This is a genomic window from Pontibacter sp. Tf4, from assembly GCF_014212495.1.
Lineage (GTDB): Bacteria > Bacteroidota > Bacteroidia > Cytophagales > Hymenobacteraceae > Pontibacter.
Map to the genome: position 1 here is coordinate 352,398 of NZ_JACKZC010000003.1, position 14,843 is coordinate 367,240.

At 49.2% G+C, this 14,843-nt stretch carries 16 protein-coding genes; 7 read left to right on the forward strand and 9 right to left on the reverse strand.

Going from position 1 to position 14,843, the window contains the following annotated elements:
- Positions 1-95: 95 nt before the first annotated feature.
- Together H7F15_RS07005 and H7F15_RS07010 are read right to left on the reverse strand one after the other, a co-directional pair.
- Entirely contained in the window at positions 96-617 is a 522-nt protein-coding gene (locus H7F15_RS07005; protein WP_185196244.1) for a DinB family protein, read from the reverse strand.
- 33 nt (positions 618-650) lie between these two features.
- Positions 651-1,595, reverse strand: coding sequence for an NADP-dependent oxidoreductase (locus H7F15_RS07010; protein ID WP_185196245.1), 945 nt, complete (start codon positions 1,593-1,595; stop codon positions 651-653).
- Positions 1,596-1,768: 173 nt separating this feature from the next.
- Here H7F15_RS07010 and H7F15_RS07015 point away from each other — a divergent pair, with 173 nt between their 5' ends.
- Both H7F15_RS07015 and H7F15_RS07020 read left to right on the forward strand, forming a co-directional pair.
- Entirely contained in the window at positions 1,769-1,990 is a 222-nt protein-coding gene (locus H7F15_RS07015) for a VF530 family DNA-binding protein (protein WP_185196246.1), read from the forward strand.
- Between the two features lie 2 nt (positions 1,991-1,992).
- The gene (locus H7F15_RS07020; RefSeq protein WP_185196247.1) at positions 1,993-2,382 is read left to right on the forward strand and encodes an SRPBCC domain-containing protein; all 390 of its coding nucleotides are present in this window, start codon (positions 1,993-1,995) and stop codon (positions 2,380-2,382) included.
- 709 nt (positions 2,383-3,091) lie between these two features.
- Here H7F15_RS07020 and H7F15_RS07025 read toward each other — a convergent pair.
- Complete coding sequence (locus H7F15_RS07025) at positions 3,092-3,709, reverse strand: YdcF family protein (protein WP_185196248.1); 618 nt, start codon at positions 3,707-3,709, stop codon at positions 3,092-3,094.
- Positions 3,710-3,768: 59 nt separating this feature from the next.
- On the opposite strand from H7F15_RS07025, the gene H7F15_RS07030 reads away from it, so the two are divergent.
- Genes H7F15_RS07030 through H7F15_RS07040 form a run of 3 tightly spaced genes read left to right on the forward strand, consistent with a single transcriptional unit; the run spans position 3,769 to position 5,307 of the window.
- Positions 3,769-4,194, forward strand: coding sequence for a nuclear transport factor 2 family protein (locus H7F15_RS07030; RefSeq protein ID WP_185196249.1), 426 nt, complete (start codon positions 3,769-3,771; stop codon positions 4,192-4,194).
- 8 nt (positions 4,195-4,202) lie between these two features.
- Positions 4,203-4,832 (forward strand): HAD family hydrolase, encoded by a 630-nt coding sequence (locus tag H7F15_RS07035; protein ID WP_185196250.1) that lies wholly within the window; start codon positions 4,203-4,205, stop codon positions 4,830-4,832.
- A 4-nt stretch (positions 4,833-4,836) separates the two neighbouring features.
- Positions 4,837-5,307, forward strand: coding sequence for a GNAT family N-acetyltransferase (locus H7F15_RS07040; RefSeq protein WP_185196251.1), 471 nt, complete (start codon positions 4,837-4,839; stop codon positions 5,305-5,307).
- A gap of 136 nt (positions 5,308-5,443) precedes the next feature.
- Here H7F15_RS07040 and H7F15_RS07045 read toward each other — a convergent pair whose 3' ends face one another.
- Positions 5,444-5,731 (reverse strand): putative quinol monooxygenase, encoded by a 288-nt coding sequence (locus tag H7F15_RS07045; protein WP_185196252.1) that lies wholly within the window; start codon positions 5,729-5,731, stop codon positions 5,444-5,446.
- A gap of 333 nt (positions 5,732-6,064) precedes the next feature.
- Here H7F15_RS07045 and H7F15_RS07050 point away from each other — a divergent pair, with 333 nt between their 5' ends.
- Positions 6,065-7,972 (forward strand): ATP-dependent DNA helicase RecQ, encoded by a 1,908-nt coding sequence (locus H7F15_RS07050; protein ID WP_185196313.1) that lies wholly within the window; start codon positions 6,065-6,067, stop codon positions 7,970-7,972.
- Here H7F15_RS07050 and H7F15_RS07055 read toward each other — a convergent pair whose 3' ends face one another.
- From H7F15_RS07055 to H7F15_RS07070, 4 genes are all read right to left on the reverse strand, one after another.
- Positions 7,973-8,791 carry a transporter gene (locus H7F15_RS07055; RefSeq protein WP_185196253.1) on the reverse strand — a complete coding sequence of 273 codons (819 nt, stop codon included), beginning with the start codon at positions 8,789-8,791 and terminating at the stop codon, positions 7,973-7,975.
- A gap of 137 nt (positions 8,792-8,928) precedes the next feature.
- Positions 8,929-9,711 carry a hypothetical protein gene (locus tag H7F15_RS07060; protein ID WP_185196254.1) on the reverse strand — a complete coding sequence of 261 codons (783 nt, stop codon included), beginning with the start codon at positions 9,709-9,711 and terminating at the stop codon, positions 8,929-8,931.
- Positions 9,712-10,202: 491 nt separating this feature from the next.
- Positions 10,203-10,874 carry an ABC transporter ATP-binding protein gene (locus tag H7F15_RS07065; RefSeq protein ID WP_185196314.1) on the reverse strand — a complete coding sequence of 224 codons (672 nt, stop codon included), beginning with the start codon at positions 10,872-10,874 and terminating at the stop codon, positions 10,203-10,205.
- 105 nt (positions 10,875-10,979) lie between these two features.
- Positions 10,980-12,071, reverse strand: a complete 1,092-nt coding sequence (locus tag H7F15_RS07070) for an AI-2E family transporter (protein WP_185196255.1) — start codon at positions 12,069-12,071, stop codon at positions 10,980-10,982.
- 195 nt (positions 12,072-12,266) lie between these two features.
- Here H7F15_RS07070 and sucC point away from each other — a divergent pair, with 195 nt between their 5' ends.
- Complete coding sequence (gene sucC / locus H7F15_RS07075; RefSeq protein WP_185196256.1) at positions 12,267-13,469, forward strand: ADP-forming succinate--CoA ligase subunit beta; 1,203 nt, start codon at positions 12,267-12,269, stop codon at positions 13,467-13,469.
- 459 nt (positions 13,470-13,928) lie between these two features.
- Here sucC and H7F15_RS07080 read toward each other — a convergent pair whose 3' ends face one another.
- Positions 13,929-14,825, reverse strand: a complete 897-nt coding sequence (locus H7F15_RS07080) for a DUF5777 family beta-barrel protein (protein WP_185196257.1) — start codon at positions 14,823-14,825, stop codon at positions 13,929-13,931.
- Between the last annotated feature and the right edge of the window lie 18 nt (positions 14,826-14,843).

Consider the following 14,843-nt stretch of genomic DNA (forward strand, 5'->3'; position numbering starts at 1 on the left):
GGATCAGAGATCCGCGCCAGCAAAGGAATCTAAATTCCCCTCCTTGGAGGGGTTAGGGGGTGGGTTTGCTACATAAAGAATAAGTCCAACTATAGCTACGCGCCGTTGGACTGTCCCCGCAGTACACGGGCCGTTACAAGCAGCTGCCCCACATGGCGCATGCTGTGCTCGGCCGCATGAAACAGCAAGCCTATCACTGTAGACTCTACCTGCGCCCGTCCTACCCTGCGTACATCCTTTAATGTGCTTTCATCGGTTTGCCTGATCTGGTCCAATGCCGTATCTACCTGCTCATGAAAAGCCTGCACCAGGTCCTGTGCTGATGCTTCGGTTGGCTTGCCTTCGGCGTACAAGTAGGCCAGTTGTTCTTCAGAGAGCGCTTCGCCGCGGGCATAGGTTAGCAGGCGTTGTAGGATGCCGGTTAAGTGCTGCAGGTGGTACCCTACTGAAGCGACACCGGCCGGCCGTTCCCAGATCAGCTCTTCCGGAAACTCGTGCATGTAATTCTCTACTTCGTCGCGGGCCTGCAACAATGCGTGCGCCACGGGCTGCAACATGGCAGGTACACCGGCTACTGGGCCGCGAAGCCATACTTCCAGGTTTTTGGTTTGTGTCATGATGTTGGAATTAAGTATGAACTATAGTTTGGATTAGCTTACATGCACTACTACTTTGCCACGTGTTTTGCGGGTCTCGACCTGCTCGTGCGCTTTGGCCATATCTTCGAAATCATACACATGCGATACGTGCGCAGTCAGTTTTCCCTGGCTCATCAGATCCGCGATCTTTGCCATATCTTCGCAGCTGGAGTGCACCAGGTAATTTTTGGCTTCAATATTCCGCTTTTTGGCTTCCTCCTGCACCGCTTCTTTTGCTCCGCCAAGTATAGACACAAGCTTACCGCCTTCTTTCAGGCACTTTAACGAGCGCAGCGAATTTTCCTCACCCAGCGAGTCGAGCACGATGTCGGCATCCATCACCACGTCTTCTACTTTGTATTCGTTGTAATCGATCTGCTCATCTGCTCCCATGTTCATTATAAAATCGTGGTTCTCTTTGGATGCCGTGCCAATCACAAAAGCTTTGAAATATTTGGCAATCTGTACAGCAAAATGTCCTACGCCACCTGCAGCGGCATGTATCAGTACGCGCTGCCCCGGCTGTATATCGGCTTCGTTTACCAGCACCTGCCAGGCAGTTAGGGCAGCCAAGGTTGCAGCGGCAGCTTCGTGGTGCGGTATGTTGGCAGGTTTGTGTGCCAGGTGTGCTTCAGGTGCAGCTACATACTCGGCATACGCTTTGCCATGTCCCGGAAAATTGACCATCCCAAACACTTCGTCACCGGGTTTAAAATAAGTAACCTTCGCTCCTGCTTCCACCACTTCCCCCGAAATATCCCAGCCAGGTATCACAGGTGCAGTTTCTTTCAGGGTATTGTAAAGTGCTTTGCCTTCACGGGTTTTGGTGTCTACAGGATTTATGCTGATGGCGCGCACTTTTACCAGTACTTCATCGTCTTTTATAGTTGGTTTATCAAGCTCGGTCAGCTGCAGGCTTTCCGGTGCACCAGGTTCTTTTACCACTAATGCTTTCATAGTTATAGTTTAGGTTAGCTTTATTATACTTCCTAAACTATAGCTGTGACAAAAGGTTGTACCAAGTAGTTGTGTTTGGTCTCATTCAGAAAAACAGGCAAAGGCCGCCACTTCTTTATAACTTGCTGCCCCCATTGGCTGCACACGTAAATAGCAGCGTATGGGTAAGTACTATGGAAGAACAAAAGAACAACCCTTTGCACGGCAAAACACTGGAGCGCATACTGGTGCAGCTCGTGGATTATTATGGCTGGGATGAACTGGGTTACAAGATCAACATCAACAGCTTTAACAATAACCCCAGCATAAACTCCAGCCTTAAGTTTCTGCGCAAAACGCCCTGGGCCCGCCAGAAAGTAGAAGAACTATACATCCATACCTTTGCCAAAAAATAAGCATGAAAGACTATAAGAAATATTACATTATTCCGGCCGAGCCCGAACTGGTATATGCCGCTCTCACCAACCCGCTCACCCTGCAGGCCTGGACCGGCGAAGAGGCTGAAATGAGCACCGAACCCGGTTCCGAATTCTCGCTGTTTGAAGGCAGTATAGTTGGCAAAAACCTGGAATTTGAGGAAGGTAAGAAACTGGTGCAGCAATGGTACTTCGGCGAGCAGGAAGAGCCCTCTGTTGTAACTATAAAACTTCACCCGCACAAATACGGCACCTCCGCCGAGCTACGCCACACCAACATCCCCGACCAGGATTATGATGATATAGTTGAGGGCTGGGATACCGTTTACTTCGGCTCGCTGATCGAATTTTATGAAGACAATGACCGGTGATTCCAGGGATTTTTCTGATTAACAGGATCAGGCTATGGTTTTATAGTTGGAGTTAATGTTTTATAGTTACCAGTTAACCCACCCCAACCCCTCCCAGGAGGGGAATTTCTGCTATTGCTATAGTTTGGAATAAGTTCTATAGTTGACATTTGACACCCCTATGAGCTATGCTCGCAAGTTTCGAACTCTCGTTCTCACTTGTCCTCAAGTGGACAATTTCTGCCCTTAGTGTAGCTCCAGCTTTAGTTTATAGTTACAGTCCCTGAACAGGCAGGCGCAGCCTGCCCCAAGGAGCTATAACCACGAGAAAAGTCGAAGCTTAATAGATACAAAATATAGATGAAGGTGGCTATCGAAAGATCACAGTCTTTGGGTTGAGCGCCTTGGCAGGTTCCGGTGCCGATCGGCAGCGCGACGTCAGGAGCGCAGGAAGCTGGCACCGCGCGATGCCCGAAGACGGGGCCTCCCGGCCCAGGAGGGAGCCAAGCTGACTATAAAACGATAGGTAAGTAAAGCTCCCAGGATGAATAGTGGCTATGAAAGGAACGGCTTGGTTCCAGTTGCAATTAGCTTCAACTATAGTATCAGACACTAGCAGGAGCTGCGCACGCCGCTAGGTCTTTACAAACTATAGCAGGATATACTATCAAACTATAAGACACATAAGATGTCTCGACTAGCGCTCGACATGACGAATGGTATACGCTCCTTAACTATCCCTGTTATTCAAATACCCCAACACCTCTTCTACAGTAGCTAAATCTCCCTGCTTACTATACTTCTCTATCCGTTTCATTTCTCCGGCAATTAAACCCGCGCGGGTGCTTTCGGCTCTGCCTTGGGAGTGTACGGCTACTTCCTGCCACGGCAGTGGTTTTCCTGGCAAACTATACACTTTTAGTTCCGGGTACAGACGCAAAGCTGCAGTTGCGGCGGCCATAAAAGCACGGGGTTGCTGAAAAGGTGCTGCTGTCACGATGACGGAACTATAGTTGCGCTCCTTTGCGTGCTTCACCATGGAGTTGGCTTCTATACCAGTGTGCAGCATGTCGGTATTGGCTGGTACAGGCATTATCAACTCCATGGCTTCTTCTGGTATGCCTGCATTCATCATGGCCTGTTTCCAGCTGGCGCCGCCCGGGTAGCCGCTCATGGCTTCGGTGCCTAAAAACAGTACTCGGGTAGTATACTTCTTCTGTAACAAAAATTTTGCAGCGGCAAAAGCGGCTTCCTGGTTATCTTCAGTCTGTCCAAATAAAAACAGGGCATCGGCGGGTGTGGCCGACAGGGTGTCGCAAAGCGTGCGGATGATCAGTTCTTCTAACATAAGTGGCGTATACGCGGGCTGCAGCATCAGGATTTACAGAAAATTACCTAAGTTCGGGCATGAAATTCTACTTGCTAACTATAGTTCTTTATATGGCTATGCATACTTCCCTCGCTCAGGTAACGCCTAAAACCACTGGCACTGAAGCTCCTGCCACTGTGCAGCTACTTGCTTACAACAACCGCGACATCGAAACTTTTCTGACGGCTTATACCGATGATGTAAAAGTTTACCGCCAACCAGGCTTGCTCAGCTACCAGGGAAAAGAAGAAATGCGCAAATGCTACGGCCAGAAGTTTGCTGAAACGCCGGACCTGCATTGCGAGCTGGTAAACCGAATAGTTTCCGGGAATGTGGTGATAGACCACGAACGCGTGCAGACCGATAAGAATAAGCCACGTATAGAAGCCATTGCCGTTTACCGGATTCGCGAAGGGAAAATTTACGAAGTAACCTTTATTTATCCTGATCCGGAAACCAAGTAAGTAAGCTTATGTTAGAAAAAACCGACAGCCTGATTTTTGACCTGGACGGCACGCTTTGGGATGCTACCGAAACAGTGGCCCGTGCCTGGCGTGCAGCCCGCAAACAAATAGATTTCGACATTCAGGAGATAACTCAGGATGACATCCGGAATGTAGCCGGTATGCAGCACGACCTGATCTATAACAAACTGTTCCCGGACCTAACGGATGAGCAGAAAAAAGAGCTGATGGAAATAAGTGGCCGGGAGGAAATGGAGCACCTGAAAAAGTACGGTGGCACCTTGTTCGGAGGCATGAAGGATGCGCTAGAGTATCTGCATGGTAAGTATAAACTCTTTATAGTCAGCAATTGCCAGGACGGCTACATCGAAGCATTTTACGACTTTACAAAGCTTGGCTGTTTGTTCAGCGACCATGAATGTTCCGGCCGAACGGGCAACCCCAAAGGCGACAACCTGAAAGATATTATCAGCAGAAATAACCTGCAACACCCCGTTTATGTGGGCGATACAAACGGAGACTACGAAGCAAGCGCCAAAGCAGGAACGCCGTTTGTTTATGCCGCTTATGGGTTTGGAAACGTGCCCCGCTATGATCTAAACCTGAATGCCCCATCCGATCTGAAAAAGTACTTTTAAGACCATGATTGTAGAAGCCACCCCGGATGATATAGATGAGCTGTTTCCGCTTTGGCTGGAACTGATGCAACAGCACCAGCACTACCACAAGATTTTTAAGTGTAGGCCTAACCAACAACAGGCCCTGAAAGCTGAACTGCTGAGCCGGATAAAAGAAAAAGGCACTCAGGTATTTGCCTATGAACAGGATGGCGAGTGGGTAGGTATGATCATTTGCCAGATCCGGAAAACTATAGTTGGTTTTGAGCTAAGCCGGAAAGGATACATTGCCGAAACTATAGTTAAAAGCACCCAGCGTGGCAAGGGAATTGGTAAAGAGCTTTTTGAAGCGGCCCGCAACTGGTTACATGATAATGGCGCCGACCATATTGAGTTGCAGGTATCTGTTAAAAATCAGGCTGCACTCGCGTTCTGGCAACAACAGGGCTTTGCGCCTGCCACACAGCACCTGGTGCTGGTACTTGATAGATCGTAAACGGCCGGTAATTAAAAACAAGGTACAACCACTGTTATCCAATGGTTGTACCCGTCAGCTCCCTTTGCCCTCTACCTCAAAGGAAGTTTATCTTACATATTCACATCTCAGCCAGCCGGCTATGTTCCTACCCCAACTATATGCTCACTGTATGGAAGTACCTGAGGCTGGGCGGCCCCGACAGGAACCCCACCAACTCATGCAGCATTCCTGATTTTGTGCACCATGCCAGGTACTTTTTATGGTGGTCCTGCGATTCCCAGTCTTCCACCATCAGCAGTGCTGTCGGCTCATTTTCATTCTGAAAAAGATCACTGTACAGACAGCCTTCATAGTGCCTGGCCCCCGGAATGACTTTCTGAAAGAACGCTTTGGCTTCGTTCACAGATTCTTCCCGAATGCGTGCTTCCAAAATCACTCTCATAGCCATATAGCCGTTTATTAAAAAGTTTAATACTTGCAATAAGTATTAAATCGTATTCTGTAAAATGTTATACGCATTCTATAAATGGCACACAGCCATTATTAATTATTTTAGTAGAAACATGGTTTAGATGGGCCAGCGCACACTTTTTAATGACCATTAAACTCCAGTTTTTATTAATATATCACAAAACAATATTAAAAATCTCTAATAAAATACTACTCTTTTATACGCATTAATGCGCCTGTCTTATGTTACCTAAAAGCATACCCGGAAGTCAGGCTGCTGATACAGGTTGATTATTTAGTATCTTCGTTGCCAAATTTGCTACCCGTGCAGGATATCCACCACATTCTTAAAACCTACTGGGGCTACGACCAATTCAGGCCGTTGCAGGAAGATATTGTGCGCTCTGTGCTGGATGGCCAGGATACCCTGGCGCTGCTGCCTACCGGTGGTGGCAAATCGATCTGCTTTCAGGTACCGGCCATGGCGCTGGATGGTATTTGCGTGGTTGTTACGCCGCTTATTGCCCTGATGAAGGACCAGGTGGAGCAACTGAAGAAACGCGGCATACCGGCCGTTGCCATTTACTCGGGCATGAGTCGCCGTGAAATAGATATTGCGCTGGATAACTGCGTGTATGGCAATACTAAGTTTCTGTACCTGTCGCCGGAACGTTTGCTGACCGATATTTTCCAGGAGCGGGTAAAACGGATGAAGGTGAACTTGCTGGCTGTGGACGAGGCACACTGTATCTCGCAGTGGGGTTACGATTTCAGGCCGCCTTACCTGCAGTTAGCTGCCCTGCGCGAGCTGTTGCCCGGCGTACCCGTACTGGCCCTAACAGCCACTGCCACCGAACAGGTGCGCCAGGACATACAGGAAAAGTTACTCTTTAAAAAGCCGAATGTATTTGTAAAGAGCTTTGCCCGCGCCAACCTGTCTTACTCCTGCCTTTACACCGAAGACAAGGTTACCCGACTGCTGGAGATTTTGCAGCGCATGCAGGGGCAAACTATAGTTTATGTGCGCAGCCGCAGACAAACTATGGAGCTGGCTAAATTTCTGCAAAGCAGGCGCATTTCGGCGGCAGCTTACCATGCCGGCTTAAAGTTTGAAGAACGCAGCGCTGCCCAGCAACTATGGATAGACGATAAAGTGCGGGTGATGGTAGCGACCAATGCCTTCGGGATGGGAATTGACAAACCGGATGTGCGCCTGGTAGTGCACCTGGACCTGCCCGAAAGCCTGGAAGCCTATTACCAGGAAGCAGGCCGTGCCGGCCGCGACGAAAAATATAGTTACGCGGTTATCCTGTATGGCCCGAGTGATGTGGCCGATCTGCACAAAAAAGTGGAGGAAGCCCACCCACCGCTGGAACTGATCAGGCGTGTATACCAGTGCCTCGCCAATTATTACCAGCTGGCCGTGGGCAGCGGCGCCATGAGCAGTTTTGATTTTGACCTGGTCGATTTTGCCAAGCAGTACAAGCTTAAACAACTGGAAGTGCACCATGCCATAAAACGGCTGGAGGGCGAAGGCTACCTGCAACTAAACGAAGGCTACTATAGTCCGTCTCGGCTATTCATACAGTTAAACAACACGGCTTTGTACGAATTTCAGGTGATGAACCCGGAACACGATGCCCTGCTGCGTATGGTGCTGCGCATGTACGGCGGCGAAGCTTTCACCAACTTTGTAAAAATATCTGAACGCAAACTGGCCGAGCAGCTGAGCAAACCGGAACAGGAGATCAGGCGCAAGTTGCAGTACCTGCACAAACTACAGGTTATAGTTTACGAACCACAACACGATGCTCCGCAACTGGTTTTTACACAAGCCCGCCAGGATGCCCTGAACCTGCCTCTGAACCATAAGAAACTGGAAGAGCTGCGCAGCCGTGCCCTGCACCAGGTAACCGAAATGGGCCGTTATGTAGAGAATACCAACCGCTGCCGTACCCAACTCCTGCTGGCTTACTTTAACGAGATAAGCGATAAAAGCTGCCGCATCTGTGATTACTGCCTGGCCCAGCGTAAAAAGCAACGCGAAGCAGAAGAACTACAGGCTTTCCGGGCGCAACTTCTGGAACTGCTGCAACAGAAACCTTACCTGCCCAAAGAACTGGTACAGCAATTTACGGCCAAAGACCACGCAACTATAACTAACCTGCTGCGCGAACTGGTAGATACCGGCCAGGTAAACTATAGCCCCGATGGCAGGCTGCAGAAACTATAGTTACCGCGGCACACGGATGCTAACACCAGTCGTTACAAAGTAATCCGGCGCGTACTTGTTCAGGGCAATGCCTGCGCCAGCGTCTACCTGCAGCGTCGGGCTTATCAAAAACAGGATACCGGCATCAGCAGAATGGCTTGCCTTCTCCCCTTTCTGCTTTTCCCCGAACACTTCGCCATAAACTGTAACCTTATCACTCAGGGCTGCGCCAAGGCTAACAGCATAACTTTTCAGCGGGTCGCCATCCTGCCAGCCATATGCCAGGTTATAGTTCAGATCCAGTTTATCGGTCAGGGAGTTTTTAAGCAGCAGACGCAGGTGTGGTTCCGGGTTCTCCGGCGAGAAAGTTTTATCTCCTACAGGCAGATCCACCATGGTCATAAAGGCTGCCTGCGGACGCAGCCCCTGCTCTTCCCATAGTTTTATCTTGGTTCCTACGGTCAGCGGCCCGAACCCTTTCTCTTTTAGCCGTTGCTCCTGGTCTGCTTCTATGTTAAGTTGCTGGTACGTAGCCTCCACACGTAACTCCAGCCAGTCCAGGATGCCGGCACGGAGCAAGGCGGTGGGGTATGCTGTATAGTGCAGGGTCGTGTTCTCTGCTCTGTCTTTCTCGAAGTACAGACCTGTTTCCAGTTGCAGCGTTCGGGCTGGTACTATAGCAGCGGCATCAGCCTGATCAGGGCGGTCTGTTTCTAAGGGCGGCTGCTCAGGTTTTGCATCCCTGTTTTGCCCAAACCCATCGGATGAGATAAGCAACAAGGCTACAAGCGATAGAAGTAGTACTTTCAGAACTATAGTTTGAGTAAAGACAGGTTGCATAAGGTATCTGTTTAGTTACAAAATTTAGAGCAAGCTAATAAATCAATTTAGACGAATCTAAATATTAAACGAGACAAACAAAAACCTGGCTGTAATTAGCCAGGTTTTTTAGCTATGTTTTTAAAAGAAACTATAGTTTAAGCAGCAGCAGACTGCCCATCCTCGCGTTCTTCTATCACTTTTTTCAGCTTCTCAATGGCCTGTGCAGCACGCTCCTCGTCAAAACGGTTAATGTTCAGCAACATCTTCGTCTTTTCCTGGCGCGTAATGACCGGGTAGTTCAGCAGTCGGATGATCTCTTCTTTCTGCTTGGCAGAAGCATAACGTACGCTACCTGCCGGTTCTTCGGCCACCTGCTTATCGGCTGTGGCAGCTGCTTCGGCGGCACGCATGGTTGCTTTTTTCTCGGTAGGTACTGCCTGTTTTGCTCCTGCTGTGTCGTTGCCGCTATAGTCCATTTCCTCAGCCGGGGTTGGCTCGTAACCAGCCGCCCTGATGATCCAGGCCAGAATATTACGGTAAGCCTTACCAATGGCACGTGTCTGCGCCATAGAGGCAATTGCAAACTCCTGGTAATATTTCTTGCCCTGTTCCTTGTTAGAGCAGATCGCAAAACCTGCACCAACCACTAACTGGCTACGCATATCCAGCAGGTTTACTTTTGCCTGGTATTTTATTTCGTCATCGGTACTGATGTTTACCACATGCTCTACTACCGGCAATATACCTAAGCGCGAACCGGCGTATTGCCAGCCTTCCACGTTCACATACTCTTTGCCTTGTATGTTCTGATATAGTCTGTTCTCTTTAATGAACTTCGCCAGGTCTACAGCCAGATGCAGTGTCTCATCCGACTTCGAAATATCATAGCTCTCGACCTTAGGCTTCTGTACTTTTAGTTCTTTACTTGGTTGATTCATCTCTATTAGCTCTCGTTTGTTTAAGTACAATAAGTAAACACAGCTGCTACAGAAATGGTGCAAAAAACTATCAGAAAATTTAATTTTATTTAACTGATTATAAGCCAGTTATAAATATTTTTCCAAAATTTTTAGCAACTCTGCTAAAGCTGTGCTGATGCCGGCTAAAAGAGAAAAGGGTAAAGAGTATTTACGACGAAAAGAGAGTTGTAGTTAGGGAGGATTTATAGTTTAAGCGTTTGGGAATTAAAGCGTTTAGGAAGTTGGGAAGAGAAGGATTTGTACAGACCCGATATGTTGTGTCTCCGCTATGGAGCGATAGGCTCAAGTATAGTTTGGCAGTATTTTGCAGCTATAGCCAAGCGAGTCTGGAGACTCGCATACACTGCGCGGTACCGGTCAGCTACCGGAGCCGGATAAGACGCAACATATGGCGTCTTCAACTATAACTATACAACAATTTAACAATCAATAATTTAACCATCAAAAACTCAGCCTTCAGAAAGCACTTCCTGCACGATCTGGCCGTCTTTCATGACCAGGGTGCGGTCGGCCATAGAAGCTAACTGCTCGTTGTGTGTCACGATCACGAAGGTCTGGTTGAATTCGTCGCGGAGTCTGAAGAAGATGTCGTGCAGTTCCTGGGCGTTCTTGGAGTCGAGGTTACCGCTGGGCTCATCGGCAAAAATAATACGCGGCGAGTTGATGAGGGCTCTTGCCACTGCCGTGCGCTGCTGCTCCCCTCCCGACATTTCGGAAGGCTTGTGGTTAAGCCGGTGCGACAGGTTCAGCATGGCCAGCAGCTCTTTGGCACGCTCGGTCACTTCTTTCTCGTTGCGGCCAGCCAGAAAGCCCGGCAGGCAGACATTCTCTACAGCGGTAAACTCGGGCAGCAGATTGTGGAACTGGAAAATAAACCCGATGTGGCGGTTGCGGAACCTGGCCAGTTCAGTAGCATTCAGCCTGGCAATGTTATTCCCATCAAACAGTACTTCGCCGGAGTCAGCGCCATCCAACGTGCCCAGTATATGCAGCAGCGTACTTTTACCCGCCCCGGATGCCCCAACTATAGATACCACTTCGCCTGTACCAATGGTCAGGTTGATACCTTTCAGAACCTCAAGAGAACCGTATTTTTTATGGACGTTGGATACCTGCAGCACGCTGAATAAACTATAGTTATGAAAAAGGATGACTAACAGGTCCAAAGCTACAAATTTTTGCGGGATTAGGGGACCCGTTTTTTGCACAATATCAGCCGTCCGGCTTTAGGTTTTGCTTTCCGGGTTGCCGGCGCTCCCGGCCTTTACCCACTTTCCGGTAGCGGCATCGTCTTTTTCAAGCACATCTTTTATGTATAGTTCTTTTACCAGTACCATCAGCACGGCCAGTATGGGTGCCGCCAGCAACAGGCCCAGGCCACCCTGCAGCAAGCCTAACAGCACCTGGAAAAACAGCAACAGCGCCGGGGGCAGTGCTACGGTCTTCTGAAAAATGATGGGTGTGATGAGATACGTTTCGATCATCTGGATGCCGCCATAGACCAGTATCACATACAGCGCCATCTGCGAGCCTTGGGTAAGACCGACCAGCACGGCCGGGATGCCCGCCAACCAGGGGCCGATGTTAGGCACAAAGGCGAGTAAAAAGGCAATCAGGGCCAGCGCAAAAGCCATAGGCAACCCGATCAAACTATAGCCGATTGCCGAAGACACACCTATAATAGCCATAGCCGACAGCATGGCCAGTAACCATAACTTAAGCGTATGGTAGCACTCGTGCAGTACAGCCAGCACGCGGGTGCGGTGCCGTGGCGGGAAAAGCTTGGTAAAACCAACGGTGTATAGTTCGGGGTTTGAGGCAAAGAACAGTGCAGTAATGATCACGACAAGCAGGTCGGCGAGTATGCCCAGGGTAGTGGTAACTGCGCCGGTCACTTTAGAGAACAGGGAGCTGGTTTTGGGCATCAGCTTACTCAGGTCTTCCGGTAATTTGTCGGCTACCTTTTCGCCCCAGCTGTATTGCTGCAGCCATTGCTCCACCTCGCCTAATGATTGCGGCAAGGTTTCCCGTATCTGTTTTCCCTGCTCGGCTATAGTTGGCCCCACCCACAGAAAGGCCCCCACCAGCAACCCGAAAAAGATCAGGACAGCTAACAACAGGCTCCATCCTCTTTTCAGCGGCAACTTACTGCTGAGCCACTGGGCCATACCCGAGAACAGCACCGCCAGTAAAATGCCCGCAAAAACCAGCAGAAAAAAGTAGAACTGCATTACCAGCAGGAATAGCCCCGCCCCGATCAGAAGCACAATAAAAGCGGCTACGGCAGCCCGTTTTGCAAAGGTGTAGATGTTCGTCATAACTGGCCTGCGGTTGTAGGTTCAGCTATAGTTTACTCGTAACCAAACTATACTGTTGCCCTGCGTTACACCCGTCTTAATTCAATAGCCGTAAGCACAGTATCCGGAACAGAAAGGGTGTAATATTTTAAAAATCCATTACTTGAATTTAAAGGGATAAAGGCGTACTTTCGTGCGTCCATTAAAACTGAAAGCATGAACATACACGAATATCAGGCTAAAGACATTTTAAAGAGCTACGGCGTACGCATACAAGAGGGCATCGTGGCTGAAACGCCGGACCAGGCTGTTAAAGCTGCCATGAAGCTGACCGAAGAAACCGGTACCGGCTGGCATGTAATTAAAGCACAGATACATGCGGGTGGCCGTGGTAAAGGCGGTGGCGTGAAACTGGCTAAGAACCTGGAGCAGGTGAGAGATCTTGCAGATCAGATCTTAGGCATGACGCTGGTAACGCACCAGACCGGCCCGGAAGGCAAACTGGTACAGAAAGTACTGGTAGCGCAGGATGTATATTACCCTGGCGAGTCTGATCCGAAAGAGTTTTACCTGAGCATTCTGCTGGACCGTGCCAAGGGCCAGAACGTGATCATGGCATCTACAGAAGGTGGTATGGACATTGAAGAAGTTGCTGAGAAAACTCCTGAGAAGATCATTAAAGAGTGGATCGACCCGGCTGTAGGCCTGCGTCCGTTCCAGGCAAATAAAATTGCCTTTGCGTTTGGCCTGCAGGGCGAAGCGTTCAAGGAAATGGTGAAATTCATCACTAACCTGTACAGAGCGTACGTAGAGACTGACTCTTCTATGTTCGAGATCAACCCTGTGCTGAAAACGTCGGACAACAAGATCCTGGCCGTAGATGCGAAAGTTGACTTAGACGATAACGCCCTGTTCCGTCACAAAGACCTGGCTGCCCTGCGCGATACGTCGGAAGAAGATCCGTTGGAAGTGGAAGCAAGTGCCTCTAACCTGAACTATGTGAAGCTGGATGGTAACGTTGGCTGTATGGTAAACGGCGCTGGTCTGGCTATGGCAACTATGGATATCATCAAACTTTCTGGCGGCGAGCCTGCTAACTTCCTGGACGTAGGGGGTGGAGCAAACGCACAGACAGTTGAAGCTGGTTTCCGCATTATCCTGAAAGACCCGAACGTAAAAGCGATCCTGATCAACATCTTTGGTGGTATCGTTCGTTGCGACCGTGTTGCTAATGGTGTGGTAGAAGCTTACAAGAACATTGGTGACATCCGTGTTCCGATCATCGTTCGTCTGCAAGGTACAAACGCTGAAGAAGGTGCCCGCATCATCGACGAGTCTGGCCTGAAAGTTTACTCTGCTGTAGCTTTAAAAGAAGCTGCTGAAAAAGTAAAACAAGTATTAGCAGAAGTTGGGGCCTAAGCTCCCGAACTATAAAAAGAAAAGGGCTGCCAAAACTGGCAGCCCTTTTCTTTTTATGGTTCGGGAGAAGCTAGAAAGTTTGGAAGTTAAAAAGTTTAGGAGTTAGAGAGTTGAGTGCTTCGGGGTTTGAGAGGTGAAGAGTTCGCAACTTTAGCCTTCGCTCGCGTCCCGCGAGTGTAAGCTACGTGTGGCGTCACGCCACTTTGAAATATCTATTAATTAGCTGGTAGTAGATTTTAATAACAAACTATAGCGGCCAGAGGCCATTGGTAACTCACACTCGCGGGACGCGAGCGAGGGCAGCGTATAGTATAAACTATAAACCAAAGAAGGCCATCAACTGACAGCCTTCTCCGGAAAACACAAACAACAACACTATGTATTCTCTGTACCTTTAGTCACAAGATATAGTGTCTCTGCAACTTTCTAACTTATACTTTTTTAACTTTCTAACTATAATCAGCTTTCTGATTTCTTCGGTTTCCTGATAGTAAACACCCGCGATACGTTGAAGCCGAAGTGTATATCGCCTTTGCTCCAGTCTCCTATCGTTTCAGTTAAAAAGCCGGGCTCTATCATGGACGTAGAGTTGGTAAAATGCAGTTGGAAAACGTGGCCGCCTGTCTCAATATCAAAGCCAATGGCCAGGGAATTCTGCCTGTCGGTTGGGAGCTGGTCGGGCAAAGCGTAGTAATACTCGGCGTTAATGGCAACCCGTTTGGTCAGTTTCTGCCGGGCAGCTGCTCCGATCAGGATCACATCGTGCGTATCATCTCCGGTAGCCACTAAGTTGCGGTGAACTATAGTTGGCATAAACTGCACTGTAGTACTCTCGCTGAACTTACGGCCCACTATAAGCTGGTGCGTATATTCCAACCTGGAGCTGAAGTAATTTTCTCGCTCCGGCTGCTGCCACTCAATCGTTTTCAGATACACTCCCGAGAGTACAGCCAGCGATATCGGCATTGTTTTTTTGCCGGAACTCTGCCGCAGCACCTTATATTTCACAAAGCCATCGTATACCTTGTTGTGCGAGCTGCGGCCCGCTCCAATCATCAGCCGGTCGGTCAGGCCGTAGTCCAACCCGATCCTTATACTTGCCTGGTCCAGCCCGAACAGGTTATAGGCGCCTGTGTTCAGCATCCCGAACCGGTGCGAGATCTTCATGTCCATCACGCCGCCGGCCACGTTCTCCAGCGAGTGCCCGTTTATAACACGCGTGGTCTTAAAGCTGGCTTTGGCATATTCGGTGGTCTCTTCCTCTTCTTCGAGCAACGACAACAGGTCGTCCTGCGCGTAGCCCGATGTACAGGCCAGCAAACACAACAACAGCAGGACATATCTAAGCTTTTTCATAACAGAGCAAAAAAGCAG

Excerpts from the sequence above, each read along its gene's own strand:
- H7F15_RS07005 (WP_185196244.1), bottom strand. The coding sequence starts at position 617 with ATGACACAAACCAAAAACCTGGAAGTATGGCTTCGCGGCCCAGTAGCC.
- H7F15_RS07010 (WP_185196245.1), bottom strand. The coding sequence starts at position 1,595 with ATGAAAGCATTAGTGGTAAAAGAACCTGGTGCACCGGAAAGCCTGCAG.
- H7F15_RS07015 (WP_185196246.1), top strand. The coding sequence starts at position 1,769 with ATGGAAGAACAAAAGAACAACCCTTTGCACGGCAAAACACTGGAGCGC.
- H7F15_RS07020 (WP_185196247.1), top strand. The coding sequence starts at position 1,993 with ATGAAAGACTATAAGAAATATTACATTATTCCGGCCGAGCCCGAACTG.
- H7F15_RS07025 (WP_185196248.1), bottom strand. The coding sequence starts at position 3,709 with ATGTTAGAAGAACTGATCATCCGCACGCTTTGCGACACCCTGTCGGCC.
- H7F15_RS07030 (WP_185196249.1), top strand. The coding sequence starts at position 3,769 with ATGAAATTCTACTTGCTAACTATAGTTCTTTATATGGCTATGCATACT.
- H7F15_RS07035 (WP_185196250.1), top strand. The coding sequence starts at position 4,203 with ATGTTAGAAAAAACCGACAGCCTGATTTTTGACCTGGACGGCACGCTT.
- H7F15_RS07040 (WP_185196251.1), top strand. The coding sequence starts at position 4,837 with ATGATTGTAGAAGCCACCCCGGATGATATAGATGAGCTGTTTCCGCTT.
- H7F15_RS07045 (WP_185196252.1), bottom strand. The coding sequence starts at position 5,731 with ATGAGAGTGATTTTGGAAGCACGCATTCGGGAAGAATCTGTGAACGAA.
- H7F15_RS07055 (WP_185196253.1), bottom strand. The coding sequence starts at position 8,791 with ATGCAACCTGTCTTTACTCAAACTATAGTTCTGAAAGTACTACTTCTA.
- H7F15_RS07060 (WP_185196254.1), bottom strand. The coding sequence starts at position 9,711 with ATGAATCAACCAAGTAAAGAACTAAAAGTACAGAAGCCTAAGGTCGAG.
- H7F15_RS07070 (WP_185196255.1), bottom strand. The coding sequence starts at position 12,071 with ATGACGAACATCTACACCTTTGCAAAACGGGCTGCCGTAGCCGCTTTT.
- sucC (WP_185196256.1), top strand. The coding sequence starts at position 12,267 with ATGAACATACACGAATATCAGGCTAAAGACATTTTAAAGAGCTACGGC.
- H7F15_RS07080 (WP_185196257.1), bottom strand. The coding sequence starts at position 14,825 with ATGAAAAAGCTTAGATATGTCCTGCTGTTGTTGTGTTTGCTGGCCTGT.